The sequence below is a fragment of the Streptomyces sp. NBC_00258 genome, assembly GCF_036182465.1.
Classification (GTDB): domain Bacteria; phylum Actinomycetota; class Actinomycetes; order Streptomycetales; family Streptomycetaceae; genus Streptomyces.
Genome location: NZ_CP108081.1, coordinates 10282618 through 10301515, shown reverse-complemented (window position 1 = coordinate 10301515; position 18898 = coordinate 10282618). Strand labels below are relative to the sequence as shown.

Annotated in this window: 15 protein-coding genes; 7 read left to right on the top strand and 8 right to left on the bottom strand. The window is 70.7% G+C overall.

Annotated features, from left to right (window positions below; genetic code table 11):
• The first annotated feature begins 216 nt into the window (after positions 1-216).
• Positions 217-2283, top strand: coding sequence for an NPCBM/NEW2 domain-containing protein (locus OG718_RS45695; protein ID WP_143633289.1), 2067 nt, complete (start codon positions 217-219; stop codon positions 2281-2283).
• Between the two features lie 151 nt (positions 2284-2434).
• On the opposite strand, the gene OG718_RS45690 is transcribed toward OG718_RS45695, so the two are convergent.
• Positions 2435-3394, bottom strand: coding sequence for an ROK family protein (locus OG718_RS45690; RefSeq protein ID WP_143633287.1), 960 nt, complete (start codon positions 3392-3394; stop codon positions 2435-2437).
• A gap of 194 nt (positions 3395-3588) precedes the next feature.
• Here OG718_RS45690 and OG718_RS45685 point away from each other — a divergent pair, with 194 nt between their 5' ends.
• Positions 3589-4653 carry a LacI family DNA-binding transcriptional regulator gene (locus OG718_RS45685; RefSeq protein ID WP_055613455.1) on the top strand — a complete coding sequence of 355 codons (1065 nt, stop codon included), beginning with the start codon at positions 3589-3591 and terminating at the stop codon, positions 4651-4653.
• A 3-nt stretch (positions 4654-4656) separates the two neighbouring features.
• Complete coding sequence (locus tag OG718_RS45680; RefSeq protein ID WP_328846924.1) at positions 4657-5469, top strand: hypothetical protein; 813 nt, start codon at positions 4657-4659, stop codon at positions 5467-5469.
• Here OG718_RS45680 and OG718_RS45675 read toward each other — a convergent pair.
• On the bottom strand, positions 5415-7550 hold the full coding sequence (locus tag OG718_RS45675) for a protein kinase domain-containing protein (RefSeq protein ID WP_443055265.1): 2136 nt from the start codon (positions 7548-7550) through the stop codon (positions 5415-5417). The two genes, OG718_RS45680 and OG718_RS45675, sit on opposite strands and share 55 nt — an antisense overlap.
• 205 nt (positions 7551-7755) lie before the next feature.
• Positions 7756-9060, bottom strand: a complete 1305-nt coding sequence (locus tag OG718_RS45670) for a DUF6986 family protein (protein WP_143633283.1) — start codon at positions 9058-9060, stop codon at positions 7756-7758.
• A gap of 384 nt (positions 9061-9444) precedes the next feature.
• Here OG718_RS45670 and OG718_RS45665 point away from each other — a divergent pair, with 384 nt between their 5' ends.
• On the top strand, positions 9445-10356 hold the full coding sequence (locus OG718_RS45665) for an endonuclease/exonuclease/phosphatase family protein (protein WP_328846923.1): 912 nt from the start codon (positions 9445-9447) through the stop codon (positions 10354-10356).
• An 88-nt stretch (positions 10357-10444) separates the two neighbouring features.
• Here OG718_RS45665 and OG718_RS45660 read toward each other — a convergent pair whose 3' ends face one another.
• The 4 genes from OG718_RS45660 to OG718_RS45645 form a co-directional block, all read right to left on the bottom strand.
• Positions 10445-11407: an electron transfer flavoprotein subunit alpha/FixB family protein gene (locus OG718_RS45660; protein ID WP_143633278.1), complete on the bottom strand. Its 963-nt coding sequence runs from the start codon at positions 11405-11407 to the stop codon at positions 10445-10447.
• Between the two features lie 72 nt (positions 11408-11479).
• On the bottom strand, positions 11480-12265 hold the full coding sequence (locus OG718_RS45655) for an electron transfer flavoprotein subunit beta/FixA family protein (protein WP_143633276.1): 786 nt from the start codon (positions 12263-12265) through the stop codon (positions 11480-11482).
• Between the two features lie 243 nt (positions 12266-12508).
• Entirely contained in the window at positions 12509-13033 is a 525-nt protein-coding gene (locus OG718_RS45650) for a flavin reductase family protein (protein ID WP_143633274.1), read from the bottom strand.
• Positions 13034-13265: 232 nt separating this feature from the next.
• Entirely contained in the window at positions 13266-13688 is a 423-nt protein-coding gene (locus OG718_RS45645; RefSeq protein WP_143634114.1) for a TlpA family protein disulfide reductase, read from the bottom strand.
• Positions 13689-13764: 76 nt separating this feature from the next.
• On the opposite strand from OG718_RS45645, the gene OG718_RS45640 reads away from it, so the two are divergent.
• From OG718_RS45640 to OG718_RS45630, 3 genes are all read left to right on the top strand, one after another.
• On the top strand, positions 13765-14181 hold the full coding sequence (locus tag OG718_RS45640) for a DUF4395 domain-containing protein (protein ID WP_328846922.1): 417 nt from the start codon (positions 13765-13767) through the stop codon (positions 14179-14181).
• A 189-nt stretch (positions 14182-14370) separates the two neighbouring features.
• On the top strand, positions 14371-15099 hold the full coding sequence (locus tag OG718_RS45635; protein ID WP_143633270.1) for a lysophospholipid acyltransferase family protein: 729 nt from the start codon (positions 14371-14373) through the stop codon (positions 15097-15099).
• 162 nt (positions 15100-15261) lie between these two features.
• Positions 15262-18216, top strand: a complete 2955-nt coding sequence (locus OG718_RS45630) for an NACHT domain-containing protein (RefSeq protein ID WP_328846921.1) — start codon at positions 15262-15264, stop codon at positions 18214-18216.
• Here OG718_RS45630 and OG718_RS45625 read toward each other — a convergent pair.
• Positions 18182-18886, bottom strand: a complete 705-nt coding sequence (locus OG718_RS45625) for a B3/B4 domain-containing protein (RefSeq protein ID WP_328846920.1) — start codon at positions 18884-18886, stop codon at positions 18182-18184. The genes OG718_RS45630 and OG718_RS45625 overlap by 35 nt on opposite strands.
• Positions 18887-18898 lie beyond the last annotated feature (12 nt).

The window sequence follows — 18898 nt, the reverse complement described above, 5'->3', positions numbered from 1 at the left end:
GTGGCGTGAACCCCTCCACGGGGCGCAACTCAACACAAACGCACGCGGGGCTTGAATTCCACTCCCTAGTCGGAGCGTCGTCTAGGGTTTTGACGGGATATCGAACAAACGTTACCGCACCTCTTCCACCACAGTGCGACAGGTCCTACCGTAAACGCGCACGGATGACGCGGACATGAAGACATCCAACCTTTCGCGAGTACGGAGGACGTAACGATGCGTCACTTTCTCACCCGCACGACTCGCCGAAGAGTGGTCGGAGCGCTCACCGCAGGGCTGCTCGGCACCTTGGGGCTGACCGGGACCGCCCCGGCCGCCGACGCCGGAACACCGACCGGAGCATCGGCCGGAACTCCGGCAGCACCGGCCGCACCCACCCTGGACGACGGTCTCGCCCTCACCCCGCCCATGGGCTTCAACAACTGGAACTCCACGCACTGCCGCGCGGAGTTCAACGAGGAGATGGTCAAGGGCATCGCGGACATCTTCGTCACCAAGGGGCTCAAGGAGGCCGGGTACGAGTACGTCAACCTGGACGACTGCTGGGCGCTGCCCGCCCGTGACGCGAACGGCAAGCTGGTGCCCGACCCGGTCCGCTTCCCGGGCGGGATCAAGGCGGTCGCGGACTACGTGCACGCCAAGGGGCTCAAGCTCGGCATCTACACCAGCGCGGGCACGAAGACGTGCAACGACGCGGGCTTCCCCGGCGCGCTCGGCCACGAGTACAGCGACGCCCAGCAGTTCGCGGACTGGGGTGTCGACTACCTGAAGTACGACAACTGCAACAACCAGGGCGTGGACGCCAAGCTGCGCTACACGACGATGCGCGACGCCCTGAAGGCCGCCTCTCAGTCGACCGGCCGCCCCATCGTCTACAGCATCTGCGAGTGGGGCGAGAACAAGCCCTGGGAGTGGGCGGCCGACGTCGGCCAACTGTGGCGTACGACCGGGGACATCAGCGACAACTGGGGCTCGATGCTGTCGATCATGAAGCAGAACCTGCCGCTCGCGCAGTACGCCGGTCCCGGGCGCTGGAACGACCCGGACATGCTGGAGGTCGGCAACGGCGGGATGACGGACACGGAGTACCGCACACACTTCTCCATGTGGTCGATCATGGCCGCGCCGCTGCTCATCGGCTCGGACCTGCGCTCCGTCCCCGAGGAGACCTTCGACATCCTCGGCAACAAGGAGGTCATCGCGGTCGACCAGGACCCGCTCGGCAAGCAGGGCGCCGTGCTCTCGTCCGAGGGCGGTCGCTGGGTCGTCGCCAAGGAGATGAAGGACGGCAGCCGCACGGTCGCCCTCTTCAACGAGACCGGCAGCGCCCAGCGCATCGCCACGACCGCGAAGGCCGTCGGACTGCCCGACGCGGACGCCTACACGCTGCGCGACCTGTGGCAGCACAAGAGCTACAACACGGCGGGCGCGATCTCGGCGACCGTCCCGGCCCGCGGCACGGTTCTCGTACGGGTCTCGACGGACGGCCGCTGGGCCAAGAACCCACCCGCCGTCGAACTCGGCCTGGACGGCAGCACGTTGATCGAAGCGGGCAAGCCCACCGCTCTGACGGCCTCGGTCACCGACCTGGGCCGCACGCCCGCGAAGCGCGTCTCCGTCTCCCTGACCGGCCCCGAGGGCTGGAGGGTGAAGGCCAAGTCGCCGACCACGACAGGCTCCCTCCCGACCGGAAGGGCGTTGCGCACCAAGTGGACGGTGACCGCGCCCGTCGGCACGCCCGCGGGGCCGTACGAGCTGAAGCTGAAGGCCACTTACCGCTCGCCGAGCGGGGTGCGAGCGGAGAGTGTGCTGCCGCTGACGGCATCCGTCGTGGTGGCCCCGCCCTCGGGCGCGTCGAATCCCGGTGATCTCCCCTGGCTCTCGACGACCAACGGCTGGGGGCCCGTTGAGCGCAACACCAGCAACGGCGAGAGCGCGGCGGGCGACGGCACCCCCCTCACGATCAACGGGGTCGTGTACGCCACGGGGCTCGGCGTCCATGCGGAGAGCACCGTCGAGTACTACACGGGCAAGGCCTGCGAGACCGTGACCGCGAAGGTCGGCGTGGACGACGAGGAGGGCACCGACGGGTCCGTCGCCTTCGAGATCTGGGCCGACGGCACAAAGGTGGCCTCGACCGGCGTCCTCACCAACGCCCAGCCCGCACAGCCCCTTTCGGCCGACGTGAGCGGCGCCCAGGTGATCCGCCTCGTCGTCACGGACGGCGGAGACGGAATCACCTCGGACCACGGCGACTGGGCAGACACCCGACTCACCTGCTGACACCAGCGGACAGGCAGGGCCCGACCAAGCAGCTTCCCGCGCCCCGGAGTGCCTTCTTTTCAGGGGCGCGGGGAACTGCGCGACAGGCCCCCACCGGCCGGCACACAACAACGCTCGGATCGAATCCCCACCCGAACGACAGAGGGGCGGCTCAGCCGCCAACCACCGCCGTGGTGGCGCTCGCCTGCCGGCTGAGCGCAGCCGCCGCCGCGCCGACAAGCCCGGCATCCGTCCCCATCTGCGCCGGCGTCACAGTGAGCCGCTGCACGAACGACAACGTGGCGTAGTCCCGCAGGGCGGCACGCAGCGGCGTGAACAGGACGTCACCCGCCTTCCCCACTCCCCCGCCGATCACCGCGATGTCGATCTCCACCAGCGTCGCGGTCGCCGCGATTCCGGCGGCCAGGGCCTGGGCGGCACGCTCGAAGGACGCCACCGCGACGGGGTCACCGGCGCGGGCGGCGGCGGCGACGGCGGCCGCGGAGGTGTCGCCCTCGGCGCCGGGCTGCCAGCCGCCCTCGATGGCGCGGCGCGCGATGTTCGGGCCGCTCGCGATGCGCTCGACACAGCCGCGGGACCCGCACGGGCAGCGGTCGCCGTTGAGTTCCACGCTGATGTGACCGATGTGGCCGGCGTTGCCCGTGGGTCCGGGGTGCAGTTGTCCGCCCAGGACCAGGCCGCCTCCGACGCCTGTCGAGACGACCATGCAGAGGGCGTTGTCGTGTCCTCGTGCCGCGCCCTGCCAGTGTTCGGCCGCGGTGATCGCCACGCCGTCGCCGATCAGCTCGACGGGCAGCCCGGCCGTTGCCGCCCGGACCCGCTCGACGAGGGGGTAGTCGCGCCAGCCGGGCACGTTCACGGGGCTCACGGTGCCCGCTGAGGCGTCCACCGGGCCCGCGCTGCCGATGCCGATGGCCATGGCACGGCTCCACAGGGGCGAGACGGTCAGTTCGCCGAGCACGGCGTGGACGGCCGCCATGACGGTCTCGCCGCCCTCTTGCGCGGGCGTCGGCCGCTGGGCGCGCAGCAGGATCCGGCCGTGGCCGTCCACCAGCGCTCCGGCGATCTTGGTGCCGCCGATGTCGAGCGCGGCCACGAGGTCGGTGTGCATCAGTGTCTGATCTCCCGTTTGGATCCCATTTGGACCATGAGAAAAGGGCAGGCCGGTCTCGCAGTGAGGAAGGGGAGGCCGGAGATTGCGATGGACAGTCTCTCCCGCATCTGACAACGTTGTCCAGGCTCTATGCTCGACGCCACACCCCGATCTGGCGACCAACCGAGCATCCTCAGGACCGACGCAGCCCCATGGACTACAGGACAGGACAGCGCATCGTGGCCGAGACCGCCCGCCGAACCGAGAGCCGCTACGGCAACCGCCCCACGATGAAGGACGTCGCGGCGCGTGCCGGAGTCGGCCTGAAGACGGTATCGCGTGTAGTCAACGGCGAGCCAGGAGTCACCCCGGACACCGAGCGCCGGGTGCAGGAGGCGATCGACGCGCTGGGCTTCCGGCGCAACGACAGCGCGCGGGTGCTCCGCAAGGGGCGTACGGCGAGCATCGGTCTCGTGCTGGAGGATCTGGCGGACCCGTTCTACGGCCCGCTGAGCCGGGCGGTGGAGGAAGTGGCCCGCGCCCATGGCGCCCTGTTGATCAACGGCTCCAGCGCCGAGGACCCCGACCGCGAACAGGAGCTGGTCCTCGCGCTGTGCGCGCGCCGCGTGGACGGACTCGTGATCATCCCGGCCGGTGACGACCACCGCTATCTGGAACCGGAGATAAAGGCGGGTGTCGCCACGGTCTTCGTGGACCGCCCGGCCGGACAGATCGACGCGGACGTCGTGCTCTCCGACAGCTTCGGCGGTGCGCGTGACGGCGTCGCCCACCTCATCGCGCACGGCCACCGCCGGATCGGCTTCATCGGTGACATGCCGCGCATCCACACCTCCGCCGAGCGTCTGCGCGGTTATCGCGCCGCCATGGAGGACGCCGGAATTCCGGTCGAGGACGCCTGGATGTCCCTGGGTGTCACCGACCCGCAGCGGGTGCGCAAGGCGGCCGAGGACATGCTCTCCGGTCCCTCCCCCGTCACGGCGATCTTCGCGGGCAACAACCGGGTGACGGTCACGGCCGTACGTGTGATCGCCGAGGGCTCCCGCCCCGTGGCCCTGGTCGGCTTCGACGACATCGAGCTCGCCGACCTCCTCCAGCCCGGGGTCACCGTCGTCGCCCAGGACGCCGCGCAGCTCGGCCGCACCGCCGCGGAGCGCCTCTTCCGTCAGCTCGACGGCTCGCTCGTCCTTCCCGAACGCATCGAACTCCCGACGCGTCTGATCACCCGCGGCTCGGGCGAACTGCCGCCCTCGGACTGACACATGACGGCCAGTGACCCGTATGCCGACCGCACGCTGGAAGCGCTCGGTCTGGCCGAGGCGCCGCGCGACCGTCCGCTGACCTATCCGGGCGTCTGGCCCGGGGAATCGGGGCTCCTGGACGGGGACCGGCTGCTGCCCCTCACCGACCGTGAGTTCCCGGGCCGCGTCCCGGTCCTCGCGGTCGGCTCCAACGCCTGCCCCGCGCAACTCCGGCACAAGATGCGGGAGTACGAGCTGTCGTCCCCGGTCCCGCTGGTGAAGGCGCGGGTCACCGGGTTGGAGGTGGGCGTCTCGGCGCACGTCAGCGCGATGGGGTATGTGTCCGCGTCGCCCTTCCGCGCACCCGGGCACACCCGCGAGCTGTTCATCACCTGGCTGGACCCCGCACAACTCGCGGCGGTCGACGCGAGCGAGGGCGTCACGGCGCCGGCGGGGGCGTACGACCGTGTGTCGCTGCCCGCCGACGACGTCCGGATCGAGCTGGAGTCGGGCGCCGCGCTCGACGGCGCCCACCTCTACGTCAACCGGCGCGGAGTCCTCCACGACGGTACGGGGACGCCGCTGAGGCATCCCGGAGAGCGGCCGCTGCTCACCGGACTCCTGGCCCGGTCACCGCGGCTGCGGGAGCTGTTCGGCGCCACGCCCGAGGAGTTCTGCGCCCGGGCGCGCGGCGATCTGCGACTCTGCACCGCGGGCACCCGGCTGTTCGCCGAGGAGGGGTGGACGACGGCCTCCGAACTGGAGAAGTACCTGCCCGGTCAACACACCGGCAGCCCCGGAACCGGCGCGTCGTTGTCGCCGCCCTTGATATAGACGTCGCTGACGAAGACGTTCGTGTTGCCGCTGTCGTCGTCGGTCTTCGCCCACCAGACGTTCGTCCACTCGCCGTAGGTCTCGCGGCGGCCGAGGTTCTGCTGGCAGTAGAAGTAGTTCGTACCCGCGTTGAGGGTGCCCGCCTCGGCTCCGGCCGCCGTGTAGGACTTGGACGTCTTCCAGACCTCGCAGTTGTACTTGCCGCCACCGATGGCGTGGCAGACCGGGGCGGAGCTGGGGTCGCCGCCTCCGCCGGTCGTGCCGCCGTCCGAACCGCCGCCCGTGGTACCGCCCTCACTGGGCCTGGGCGAGGCGGCCGGTGCTTTGTCCGTGGGCTTGGCGTCCTCGGTGCGCTCCGGCTTCTCGCTCGGCTTCGCGGACTCCTTCTTGTCGCCCTGTTCCGTGGGCTTGGTGTCGTCCGACAGGTCGATCGAGCCGCGGCTCGCGCCCTCGGACGGGGTGGCGTCGCCGCCCTGAGATGCCTTGGGCCCGGCGGTGGGCCCCGACTCGTCGGAGCCGTTCAGAAGGGCGACGGTGACGCCGGTCGCGGCCAGCACGACGGTCACCGCTGCGGCGGCGAGAAGAACCCGGCCCTTGCGACCCCGGGGAGCGGCAGGAACGGCGGGCTGAGCCATCGACTCGGGCGGGCCGAAGCCCGGCCCGGGCGTCGGGGGCTGCGCGGAAGAGCCCGCTGTCGGCGGCGCGGCGTGGCCGCCTGCTTGCTGGGCCCCGGGTGCTGCCCGGTCCGCGTCCGGGAATCCGGGCCCGGATCCGCTCCCTGCGGAGGCGGAGGCAGAGGCGGACACCGAGGCGCCCGTCCCGTCCGTCGCCGGACTTGCGGCCGCCTGCCAACCCGCCCGGGGGACCCCGGGCCCGGAGCCGCCGATGCCCGCGGCGCCGAATGCGGCTTCTCCCGTACCAGTATCCGATCCCGCGCCTGCGGCTCCGGTCCCCGGCCCGCTCGGTTCCGGGGCGCCGAAGCCCGCATGACCCGTCGCCGGAACGCCGGGCGCGGAGCCTCCGAAGGAGCCGGCCTCCGCCCTGTCCTCGCCGGCGGGCCCGAAGCCCGCACCGGCCGGCTCCGGCGGGCCGAAGCCCGGCGGCACCGCCGGCACGCTCCGCTCGGTCGTCTCGCGCGGCCGGGGCGCGGGCGGGCGCAGGCCCCTGGTCGCCGAGTCCGGGCCGGTGGTGGCGTCCGCCACCGCTTGCAGCAGGCGGCTCGCTTCGTCGGCGTCCGGGCGGGACTCCGGCTGCTTGTGCATCAGTTGCTGCAGAACGGGGCCGAGCGGCCCGGCGCGCTGCGGCTCCGGCAGCGGTTCGACCACGATCGCCGTGAGTGTGGACCACGTCGACGTACGCCGGAACGGCGAGGCGCCCTCGACGGCCGCGTACAGCGTGGCGCCCAGGGCCCAGATGTCGGAGGCCGGGCCCGGTTCGTGGCCCTGCGCCCGCTCGGGTGCCAAGTAGTCCAGGGAACCGACCAGTTCGCCGCTGCGGGTGAGATGGGTGGCGGAGCCGTCGCCCGGGTCCTCCATCGTGGCGATGCCGAAGTCGGTGAGGACGACCCGGCCGGAGCGGTCGAGCAGGATGTTGCCGGGCTTCACGTCACGGTGGAGCACTCCGGCGCGATGGGCCGCGGAGAGCGCGTCCATGACCTTCGCGCCGATGCCGGCCACCTCGCGTGCGTCGAGGGTGCCGCGCTCGCGCAGGACGTCGTCCAGGGACGGTCCGTCCACCAGTTCCATGACGATCAGCGGCCTGCCGTCGACCTCCGCCACGTCGTGCACGGCGACGACTCCCGGGTGGCGCACGCGGGCCGCCGCGCGCGCCTCGCGCTGCATGCGCAGCCCCAGGTCGGCCAGTTCGGGCGCGCCCGCGTCCGAGTACGTACGCAGTTCCTTGACCGCGACCTCGCGGCCCAGGACCTCGTCGAGCGCCCGCCAGACGACGCCCATTCCGCCGCGGCCCAGTTGGGCGACGACGCGGTAGCGTCCGACGAGGAGCCGGCCGATCCCGTCGGGCTGGTCGGGCCCGTCCGGTCGGTCCTTCTCCCCTGGTTGTTGGTTTTCCCCCGAAGACACCGCTGCCCCGTTCCTGAGTCACACCAATGAAGTGGCGTCCAGAGTACGGGGCAGAAGTGACAGCCGGTGCGGGGGCGCTGTCGCTGTGACTGGGTCGCTACGTGCGGCGCGCCTCTGGTGTGAGGGGTGGTACCGGTCGTCGTCGGGCCGCGGACCGTCAGTGGCTTGTCGCGCAGTTCCCCGCGCCCCTGGCGGGGCTGGGCCCTTATGGAGCCGAGATCGTCAGGTCCGCTCGCCTCGGTGTCGCGAAGGCCTCCAGGTCGGCGCGGGTCAGGCCGGCCGCTCGGGCCACCTCCGCGATGTCCAGGGCGCCGCAGTCCAGGCCGCGCAGGAGGTAGCCGCTGAGAGCCTTGGCGGTGGCGGGCTCGTCCATCACGTCGCCGCCGGCGTGGTTGGCGTACCGGGCGAGACGCGCGGCGGCCTGCTCGAAGCCCTCCCGGTAGAACGCGAACACGGCCGCGTAGCGCGTCGGGATGTGGCCGGGGTGCATGTCCCAGCCCTGGTAGTAGGCGCGGGCGAGCGCGCGGCGGGTGAGGCCGTAGTGCAGCCGCCAGGCGTCGTGGACCTTCGGCGTGGGGCCGACCGGCAGGACGTTCGTGGAGCCGTCCGAGACACGGACGCCGGTGCCCGCGGCCGCGACCTGCATGATCGCCTTGGCGTGGTCGGCGGCCGGATGGTCGCTGGCCTGGTAGGCGGCGGAGACGCCGAGGCAGGCGCTGTAGTCGAAGGTGCCGTAGTGCAGGCCCGTCGCCCGTCCCTCCGCCGCCTGGATCATGCGGGCGACGGTCGCGGTGCCGTCGGTGGCGAGGATGGACTGGCTGGTCTCGATCTGGATCTCGAAGCCGATCCGGCCCTGCTCCAGGCCCCGCGCCTTCTCGAACTCCTCGAGGAGCCGCACCATGGCCGTGACCTGCTCGGCATAGGTCACCTTGGGCAGGGTCAGCACGAGCCCGTCGGGCAGGCCGCCCGCCTCCATCAGGCCGGTCAGGAAGATGTCGAGCGTACGGATGCCCCGGTCGCGGACCGGCGCCTCCATGCACTTCATGCGGATACCCATGTACGGGGCCGCCGTGCCGGTCTCGTACGCCTCCGAGACCAGCCGTGCCGCGCGGGCCGCCGCCTCGTCCTCCTCGGTGTCCGGGCGCGGGCCGTAGCCGTCCTCGAAGTCGACGCGGAGGTCCTCGACGGGCTCGCGCTCCAGCTTGGCGCGTACGCGGTCGTACACGGGTGCGGCGAGGTCGTCGGAGAGGCCGAGGACCGCGGCGAAGGAGGCGGCGTCGGGCGCGTGTTCGTCGAGGGCGGCGAGGGCCTGGTCGCCCCAGGAGCGGATGGTGCCGGCGGCGAAGACGTCACCGGGGACGTACACGGTGTGGACGGGCTGGCGGGTGCCGGGGTCACCGGGGTAGCGGCGCTCCAACTCGGCGTCGACCGGGGCGAGGGAGGCGCTGATCTCCTCGCTGACCGCGCCCGCGAGGCTCGTCGCCACCTTCTCCTGCTGGCCCTGACCCATTCCACACCCTCCTGTTTTCCGCTTCACGGAATCAAATATCCGTAGAGCGAAGTTATCCGCGGACCTTCCCGCCGGTCAACACCCTCTGCCCTCCCGCCCCGCTTCCGGAGCTCCTGCCCTGGCCACCTCCGATGTCGGGTCGGGCCACGTCGGCGTTCCCTCCCTTGCCATCGCCGGATCCCTTCCCCGGCCGTCCGGGATTCCCACCGCGGGTGCCCCTGAATTCCCTGGGGGGCACCCCCGGGACTTCCTTCGGGGTCCATCCCGGGACCTCGACATGTTCACGCCGAGCTTCGAGACTGCGATGCGCACGACTCGTCCGGTGTCCGCAGCAGAACCGGTGTCCCCCACAGGAACCGGCATCCGCCACAGAAGGAGCCACCCGTGCCCCATCGCAGTCGAGTCACGCGCCGCCTGGGCCTCAAGACCGCGCTCGCCGCGGCGGTCACGCTGCCTCTGTCCAGTACAGCACTGTCGACCACGCCCGCCGCCGCGGCGAACCGAATAACGCGGAGCCGCCGGCTGGAGGTCATGTCGTTCAACCTGCGTTACGCGAGCACCGTCGAACCCAACAGCTGGGCCGTCCGCCGCCCCGTGATGCGCGAACTGCTGCGCCAGGAGCAGCCGCACGTCATGGGCGTCCAGGAGGGTCTCTTCCAGCAGGTGCGCGACATCGAGGCGGACCTCGGACCGCACTACGACTGGATCGGCACGGGCCGCGCGGGCGGCAGCCGCGACGAGTTCATGGCCGTCTACTACGACACCCGCAGACTCGCCCCGGTCGAGTACGACCACTTCTGGCTCTCCGACACCCCTAACGTGATCGGCTCGAACACCTGGGGCGGCGGGTCCATACGCATGGTGACCTGGGTCCGCTTCCGTGATCTGGGCGACGGGGACCGGCAGTTCTACTTCCTCAACACCCACCTCGACAACGCGAGCCAGAACGCACGCGCGCGTGCGGCGTCCCTGATCGCCCTGCGGATCGCCGGCCTCGACCGGACCCTGCCGCTCGTGGTGACCGGCGACTTCAACGTCGCCGCCCACAAGAACCCGGTCTACGACACGATGCTGGCCGCCGGACTCACCGACACCTGGGACACCGCGGCCGAGCGGAGCAAGCTGTACGCCACCTTCCACGGCTACCGGCCCCTGACTCCGGACGGCGACCGCATCGACTGGATCCTCGCCACGACCGGCGTGACCACGCACCGGGCGTCGATCAACACCTTCTCCGTCGGCGGGCAGTTCCCGAGCGACCATCTGCCCGTTCAGGCGTCACTGACCCTGGCATGAGGCGAGGCCCCGGTGACCGTCACGGTCACCGGGGCCTCGTAGGCCACGAGGTACCCGTGAAACACCTGCGGGGTACCTGTGTGAACGATCAGCCCTTGCGGGTGTTGATCTCCTCGGTGAGCTGCGGGACGACCTCGAAGAGGTCGCCGACCACGCCGTAGTCGACCAGGTCGAAGATCGGCGCCTCGGCGTCCTTGTTGACCGCGACGATCGTCTTGGAGGTCTGCATACCGGCGCGGTGCTGGATCGCGCCGGAGATGCCGGAGGCGATGTACAGCTGCGGGGAGACCGACTTGCCGGTCTGGCCGACCTGGTTGGTGTGCGGGTACCAGCCGGCGTCCACCGCGGCACGCGAGGCGCCGACGGCCGCGCCGAGCGAGTCGGCGAGGGCCTCGATGATCCCGAAGTTCTCGGCGCCGTTGACGCCACGGCCGCCGGAGACCACGATCGCGGCCTCGGTCAGCTCGGGGCGGCCGGTCGACTCGCGCGGGGTGCGGCCGGTGACCTTGGTGCCGGTCGCCTTGTCCGAGAAGGAGACCGCGAGGGCCTCGACGGCGCCGGCGGCCGGGGCGGCCTCCACGGCGGCCGAGTTCGGCTTGACCGTGATGACCGGGGTGCCCTTGGAGATGCGGGACTTGGTGGTGAAGGAGGCGGCGAACGCGGACTGCGTGGCCACCGGGCCCTCGTCGCCGGCCTCCAGGTCGACGGCGTCGGTGATGATGCCCGAGCCGATGCGGACCGCGAGACGGGCGGCGATCTCCTTGCCCTCGGCGGAGGACGGCACGAGCACGGCGGCCGGGGAGACGGCCTCGTACGCGGCCTGCAGCGCGTCCACCTTCGGGACGACCAGGTAGTCGGCGTACTCCGCGGCGTCGTGCGTGAGGACCTTGACCGCGCCGTGCTCGGCGAGCGCGGCGGCGGTGTCGGCGGCGCCGTTGCCCAGCGCGACCGCGACGGGCTCGCCGATGCGGCGGGCCAGCGTCAGCAGCTCCAGGGTGGGCTTGCGGACGGCACCGTCCACGTGGTCGACGTAGACGAGAACTTCAGCCATGGGAATGCTCTCCTGCTTGCGAAAGATGAGGGGCGGTCGGCGAATGGAGGTTCAGCGAGCCTCGAACGGGGCTCAGATGAACTTCTGGCCCGCGAGGAACTCGGCGAGCTGCTTGCCGCCCTCGCCCTCGTCCTTGACGATCGTGCCGGCGGTACGGGCCGGGCGCTCGGTGGCGGAGTCGACCTTGGTCCAGGAGCCTTCGAGACCGACCTCGTCCGTCTCGATCTCCAGCTCCTCCAGGTCCCAGGACTGAACCGGCTTCTTCTTGGCGGCCATGATGCCCTTGAAGGAGGGGTAACGCGCCTCGCCCGACTGGTCGGTGACCGACACGACGGCCGGCAGGGAGGCCTCCAGCTGCTCGGAGGCGGTGTCGCCGTCGCGGCGGCCCTTGACGACGCCGTCCTCGACGGAGACCTCGGAGAGCAGCGTGACCTGCGGGACGCCCAGACGCTCGGCGAGCAGCGCCGGGACGACACCGGCGGTGCCGTCGGTGGACGCCATACCGGAGATCACCAGGTCGTAGCCGGCCTTCTCGATGGCCTTGGCCAGCACGAGCGACGTACCGATGATGTCCGTGCCGTGCAGGTCGTCGTCCTCGACGTGGATCGCCTTGTCGGCGCCCATGGACAGCGCCTTGCGCAGCGCGTCCTTGGCGTCCTCGGGGCCGACGGTCAGCACGGTGATCTCCGCGTCGTCCGCCTCGTCGGCGATCTGCAGGGCCTGCTCGACCGCGTACTCGTCGAGCTCCGACAGCAGGCCGTCCACGTCGTCACGGTCGACGGTCAGGTCATCGGCGAAGTGCCGGTCGCCAGTGGCGTCGGGCACGTACTTCACGGTGACAACGATCCTCAAGCTCACGCCGGCTCTCCTACTGCATCGTCTTTTCTGGGCTGCCTGCTTATGGGCAGCATAGGCGCCTGAAGCGGCCGTTCCCGGTGGGGGCGACCCGCGCTCCGAGCGAAATATTACTCGCCAGTACGCACATCTACGCTCCCGCAGGTGGTTCCCTCTAAGCAAGCGCTTTGAACTGTGACCTTCGCAACGCAGCGTAATCGGAACTCGACGCCCACGCAGGCGAGGTGGGCCGTACGGCCCGACGCGTCATTCCCGCAGCCCCTTGAAACTCCCCTGGTGGTAGAGGAGTGGGCGGCCGGCGCCGGCGGGGTCCCCGAGGACCACCTCGGCCAGCACGATGCGGTGGTCCCCGGCCGGTACGCGCGCGACGACCCGGCAGACGAGCCAGGCGAGGACGTCGTCGAGCACGGGGACGCCCTCGGGGCCCTTCCGCCATGCGGTGGGCGCGCCGAAGCGGTCGGCTCCGCTGCGGGCGAAGGTGGCCGCCAGTTCCCGCTGGTGCTCGCCGAGTATGTGGACGCCGACGTGGTCCTGCTCGGCGATCGCCGGCCAGCTTGACGCGCCGGTGCCGACGCCGAAGGAGACCAGCGGGGGCTCGGCGGACACCGAGGTGAGCGAGGTGGCGGTGAAGCCCACCGGACCCTCGTCGCCCTGGGCGGTGATCACGGCGACTCCCGCCGCGTGCCGCCGGAAGACGGAGCGCAGAAGGTCCGGGGAGGCGAGTTCGGGAGAGGTGAGTCGAGGGGTTCCGAGATCGGGCGTGGCCGTCATGGAGTTGTCCTTCTGCGGGAGGCGACGAGCAGGTCCTGGGCTGGTCAACAGCCCGGACAGTGCGCGCTCGCGCAGCGGGCGGCAGCCGCGGTCCGAGGGCGTTCGCGCTCGACGAGAAGGAGTTCCAGGGGCATACGGTCAGGTTGACGATAGGTGGTGCGTGCAGTCAAGTGCGTCCCGGCATATGGGAGATGCGTCACCGGTGCCCTCCAGCCTCGTCCAGCTTCACAGGTCAGGGTGTTCCGACCGCCTCGCCGAGCGCGGCGATCACGTCCGCCTTGCGCGGCTGCCCCGTCGCGCGCCGGACCACGCGTCCGTCCGCGTCGAGGACGAGCACGGTCGGTGTCTTGAGGATGTCGAGTTCCCGCACGAGGTCCAGGTGGTTCTCGGCGTCGATCTCGACGTGCGCCACGCCCGGGACCAGTTCGGCGACCTCGCCGAGGACCCTGCGGGTCGCCCTGCAGGGTGCGCAGAAGGCGCTGGAGAACTGGACGAGTGTGGCTCGCTCACCGAGGTCCTCGCCCAACTCGGCCGCCCCCAGCCGCTTTCCGCCGTCCCGCCCGCGCACTCTGACTCTCCCGCTCCGCCGTCGGTTCAGCACTCCGAAGGCGCTCGCCACCGCGAGCACCACCACGCACACCACGAATCCGGCCATCCTCGGCTTCAGCATTCACGCGACTGCAAAGATTCCCGCGGCGGCGGATCGTTTTCCATGCGGAATGCTTGATCCCATGGACATCGATGCAAGAGGGCCGCGTTTCGGAGCGGCCGTGACGACCGTCGTACTGGCGGTCGTACTGATCACCGGCAGCGCCTGGCTGCTGGCCTGGCAGACGCTGGCGTTCGCGCTCGGCGCGGCGGGTGGCGTGGCCCGTTCCCCGTACGGCTGGCTGTTCCGCAAGGCGGTGCGTCCCCGGATCGGGCCGCCGACGGAGTTCGAGGCGCCGGAGCCGCCGCGGTTCGCTCAGGCGGTCGGATTCGCGTTCGCGGCGCTGGGGTTGATCGGCTTCGGAGTGGGGCCCGAGTGGCTGGGACTCGCGGCGACCGGGGCGGCGCTCGCGGCGGCGTTTCTGAACGCTTCGTTCGGGTACTGCCTCGGGTGCGAGATGTACCTGCTCGTACGTCGGCTCACGGTTCGCGCAGAGTAAAGGCAGCTTAAAACTCCGAGGTGGATCAAGGGGTGACGTGACGAGAATCTCGCCCTTGCACGGCACGAGGACTGGCCACTCGTCCGTTCTTGGGGCACGATCTGCGCAATGCCGTAAACCTACGGCAGCGTAAGTTCCCGCCGGGAGCCCCCTTCCCAGGCAGACCAGAGAGAAGGGTCCACTCCGTCCATGGCTGAGCTTGCCTACCGTCCCGCCATCGGTCTCGCCCAGACGTTGTTCAAGGCCTGGGACCTGAAGATCGACCTCAAGGGGACGGAGAACATCCCGCGCTCGGGCGGTGCGGTGCTGGTGAGCAATCACATCAGCTACCTCGACTTCATCTTCGACGGTCTGGCCGCCCTGCCGCAGAAGCGCCTGGTCCGCTTCATGGCGAAGGAGTCGGTCTTCCGGCACAAGATCTCCGGCCCGCTGATGCGCAACATGAAGCACATCCCGGTGGACCGCGAGAACGGCGAGGCGGCGTACGCCCACGCGCTCGACTCGCTGCGCTCCGGCGAGATCGTCGGCGTCTTCCCCGAGGCCACGATCTCCCAGTCGTTCACGCTGAAGAGCTTCAAGTCGGGTGCCGCGCGCATGGCCCAGGAGGCCGGCGTCCCGCTGATCCCGATGGCGGTGTGGGGCACGCAGCGGCTGTGGACCAAGGGCCACCCGCGCCACTTCAAGCGCAGCCACATCCCGATCACGATCCGCGTCGGCGAGGCCATAGAGGCCTCGCGCGACAAGTACGCGGGCGCGATCACCCGCCAGTTGCGCGAGCGGGTGCAGGAACTCCTGGAAGCAGCGCAGCGCGCCTACCCCGTACGCCCCAAGGGCCCGAACGACACCTGGTGGATGCCGGCCCACCTCGGCGGCACGGCCCCGACCCCCGAAGAGGTCAAGGCCTCCGAGGCCCGCTGAATCGTCACCGTCCGCGCGGGCCCGTCGGGATCCCTCGATCAGCTCCAGGGCTTAGCCATGGTTCCGCACCCCTCACCGCCCGCTACGCCGTATGGACGCTCCGTCAATCGACGGCTACCTTCCCCATATTGAGCGGAAGTCCGGGGAGGGGGCCCGAGATCCGTGCTGGCAGAAGTCGCCGCCGGAGTGATCGTGGAAGCCGTCGCCGCGACCGCCCGCTGGCTGAGGCGGGAGACCGCGAGCACCGGCGGTCATGACCACACCCTGATCCGCTGGTTCGACACCTACCAGTTGTCGCCCACGGGGAATCGCGCCCCGGAACTGCCGGACGAGCTGCCGGCGCAGCCGGTGGAGGAGTTCCTGCGCTGCGACGACAGCCAGGCCGTACTGCACGAGTTGCTCGCCGCCCGCCTCACGGATGCGCCGGAATCAGTGATCGTGGGACTGCGCGAGTCCTATGTGTCCTGCGCACGATGCGTTCTGGGCCCGCACACCGTGACAGAGCCGCTTCCGGACCACGACGCGGTGGTGGGCGCCCTCGCCGCGGAGTTCTTCGACTACTGCGACCTGGAAATCGCCACGCTGGTGGGCCAGTTGGCCAGCTCCGACCCCGTGGCGTCGGGCCGGGTCCGTCAGGAGGCGTTCTCCGCTCGCATCACGGCGGTCCTCGGCGCAATCGAGAGGCACACACGCGCACTGACCCTTCGCGATTCCGCTTGCCTCGCGGCGGACCAGGCCTTCGTCGCCGCCTATCGGCGCCAGGCCGCCTACGCCCACGGATCGCTGGAACCGCCCGATTTCGAGCGCCGACGACGCGTGCCGATAGACGCCCTGCACGTGAGCCCGGACATGGAGCGCGTCGACGAGAACCGCGTGGCGCCCGACGGCCCGACGCTCGGGATCCCGGAGCTCGACAGGGCCGTCGACCGAACCGTGCTGCTCGGTGATCCGGGGTGCGGAAAGTCCACCACATGCCAGGTGCTCATGCACCGGCGCGCCTCCGACCCGCAGGCGCCGCTCCCGTTCCTCGTCGTGCTGCGTGACTTCGCCCTCGCCGAGGGCGAGAAGCGCTCCGTCGTCGACTACATCGAGCACCGCCTGGAGACCTACTACCAATGCCCGGCACCCTCCGGTGCCGTCGACCGGCTGTTGCTGAGCGGTACGGCATCGATCCTCTTCGACGGCCTCGACGAGCTGGTCGACTCCGCTCGGCGCCGGGAGGTGACCGAGGTCGTGGAGCTGGTCTGTGCCAGGTATCCGCTGGCTCCCGTCCTGGTGACGTCACGGATCGTGGGGTATGGCGAGGCGCGTCTCGACGACCGCCTCTTCGAGTGCTTCCGGCTGGGACCGTTCGGCCCGGCCCGGACGGCGGAGTACGTGACCAAGTGGTTCGCCCAGGAGGAAGGGACGCCTCACGAGGCCGAGGAGCACGCCACGAGTTTCCTCGCGGAGAGCGCGAGCCTGACCGATCTGCGCGCCAATCCCCTGATGCTCGCTCTCATGTGCATCCTCTACCGCGGCACGGGCTCCATCCCCCGCAGCCGGCCTGAGGTGTACGAACAGTGCGCATCACTGCTGTTCCAGAAGTGGGACGTTCGGCGCAGGATCCACGTCGAACTCGCGATGTCACGGCTGGTCGAACCGGCGCTGCGCCATCTCGCCCTCTGGCTCTTCACCCGGGACGACGAGGCCCACGCAGTGACGGAACGCGAACTGGTGGACAGGGCCGTGGAGTTCCTGGACGGCCGAGGGTACGAGGCGCGTGCGGAGGCCGAGGCCGCCGCCAAGCAGTTCGTCAATTTCTGTCGGGGTCGCGCCTGGGTGTTCAGCGAGGTGGGCACCACCGCCCGCGGCGAGCGGCTCTTCACGTTCACCCATCGCACCTTCCTCGAGTACTTCGCCGCCGCCCAGCTCGCCAGCACCAGTGACACTCCGGAGATACTCGCGCGTCGTCTCGCGCCCAAGGTGTCGCGAGAGGAGTGGGACATCGTCGGCCAACTGGCCGTGCAGATCAAGGAACGAGCGACCGCGGACGGCGCGGCCCGCTTCTTCACCGCACTCCTCGGCGAACGGCGACGCAGGTCGGCGACCGGCCGCGGGAACATCCTCGCGTTCCTGGCGCGCTGCCTGAGCTGCGTGGATCCGCCGCCGAGCGTCGTCAGACGGTTGACCAGGGCAGCCGTGGATCATCTGATGCTCGGAGACCCGGAGTCCGAGGACTTCAGCCGTCCTCTCGGCGAGCTCGTCAAGAACTGCTGGAGCAGCCGCGACCTGGTGGCGGACGAGCTGGCCGGGGCCATCGCCGAGGCAGTGGGGTCGTCCGACGCGGTCCGGAAGCGTTCCGGGCTGCTCCTGGCCGGATATGTGGCGGTACCGAGCAACGAGGTGTCGTCAGCGGTGAGTGCGTTCTGGTGGGAGTTCGTGCGCCGCACGGTCGGAGAGTACGCGGCGGAGTTTCTCGCCGCCGCACCGGACGACATCGGTCTGATGGACGTCTGTCTGGGCCATGAACTGGCCGATCTGGGGGACTTCTTCGACGAGTGGGGGCTGGAGTTCGGGTCGCTGTTCGAGAGCTGGCCCATGGGAATCTTCGGCAGGGGCCACGCCTGGTCCCCGTACGCCGCCCGGTGTGTGTTCGTGTTGCTGATCGGAGGTCCGGGGTGCCGCCCTGCCTTCGAAACGACGCTGCGCGACTGCGCCGCGGTCGGGGCATGGGTGCGCGAGCATCCCGACCCGCCCTGGGTCGGGCGCGCCGAGGACGTGTCGCACTTCCTCGACTACATCGTCGGGGAACTGGCCGCCGGCGAGTCCCGGGTCCACGCGGCACTCGACTCGGACGGGTTCCTGGGCGCCGCCGTTCTGTTGCTCACCTCTCTGGAAGTGAGCAGCGAGCCTCCGGTGGACCGGCTTTCCGCGGTACTCGGCCCGCTGACCGCGCTCTTCCCGTACGCGGAGGCCCGGTGCAACGGCGGCGATGGCGACCTGCCGGACCTCCCCGTACCGGACGGGTTCGGTGAGCTGCTGCGCGCCTGGGCCCGGCACGGGGTGAACTTCAGCCTTGCAGGAGGAGCGGTACGGGTCGTCACCCCGTCGCCGGCTCAGGGGCGTGCACAGTGATCCGCGCCCCCGGGCTGAACTTCTCCAGTAGTTCGACGAGTTCGGCTCCCGCGGCCTCGACGTCGGCCACCGGCATCGGTGTGAGGCTCTCCAGGAGGAAGACCGCTGAGGTCGACTCCTCCGTGAGGCGGGTGCGCGGGCCCTGGCGCCAGTTCCAGCGGCGGCAGGTCACGCCCTTCTCGTCGCACCACACCACCTCGCCGGCGTCGGGGTGCTCGACGGCCTCCTCCCCCGCCGCGACGGTCACGAAGTCCTCGTCGCCCGTGGCGCGCACGAGACGCATCCCGCCCTGGATGTGGTCGAGGTCCTCCCCGCCGACCGGGATCAGGTGGGCGACGCTGATCGCGTTGTAGAGGTCGACCAGCACGTTGATCCGGGGCAGTCCCGCGTCCGAGAGGGCCCTCTTCGCCAGCGCCTCCGCCGAGTTGCGCGTGCGCGAGGGCTTGGAGCCGAACGCCGTGTAGACCTCGCGCCATGCGGCCATGTGCGGGTCCTCTTGCGGGGCGCGGCCGTCGAGGCGGGCGGCGAGACGGCGGGCCGCGTCGTCGAGGAGTTCCGAGGTGCCGTCCGTACTGGGCCCGTTGACGAGTCCGTACGCCTCGACGGCGAGGTGCGTGAAACCGGGCGCGAGGGCGCGCACCTCGTCGGACACGGTGAGCGAGAGGGTCATCGTCTGCCTTGC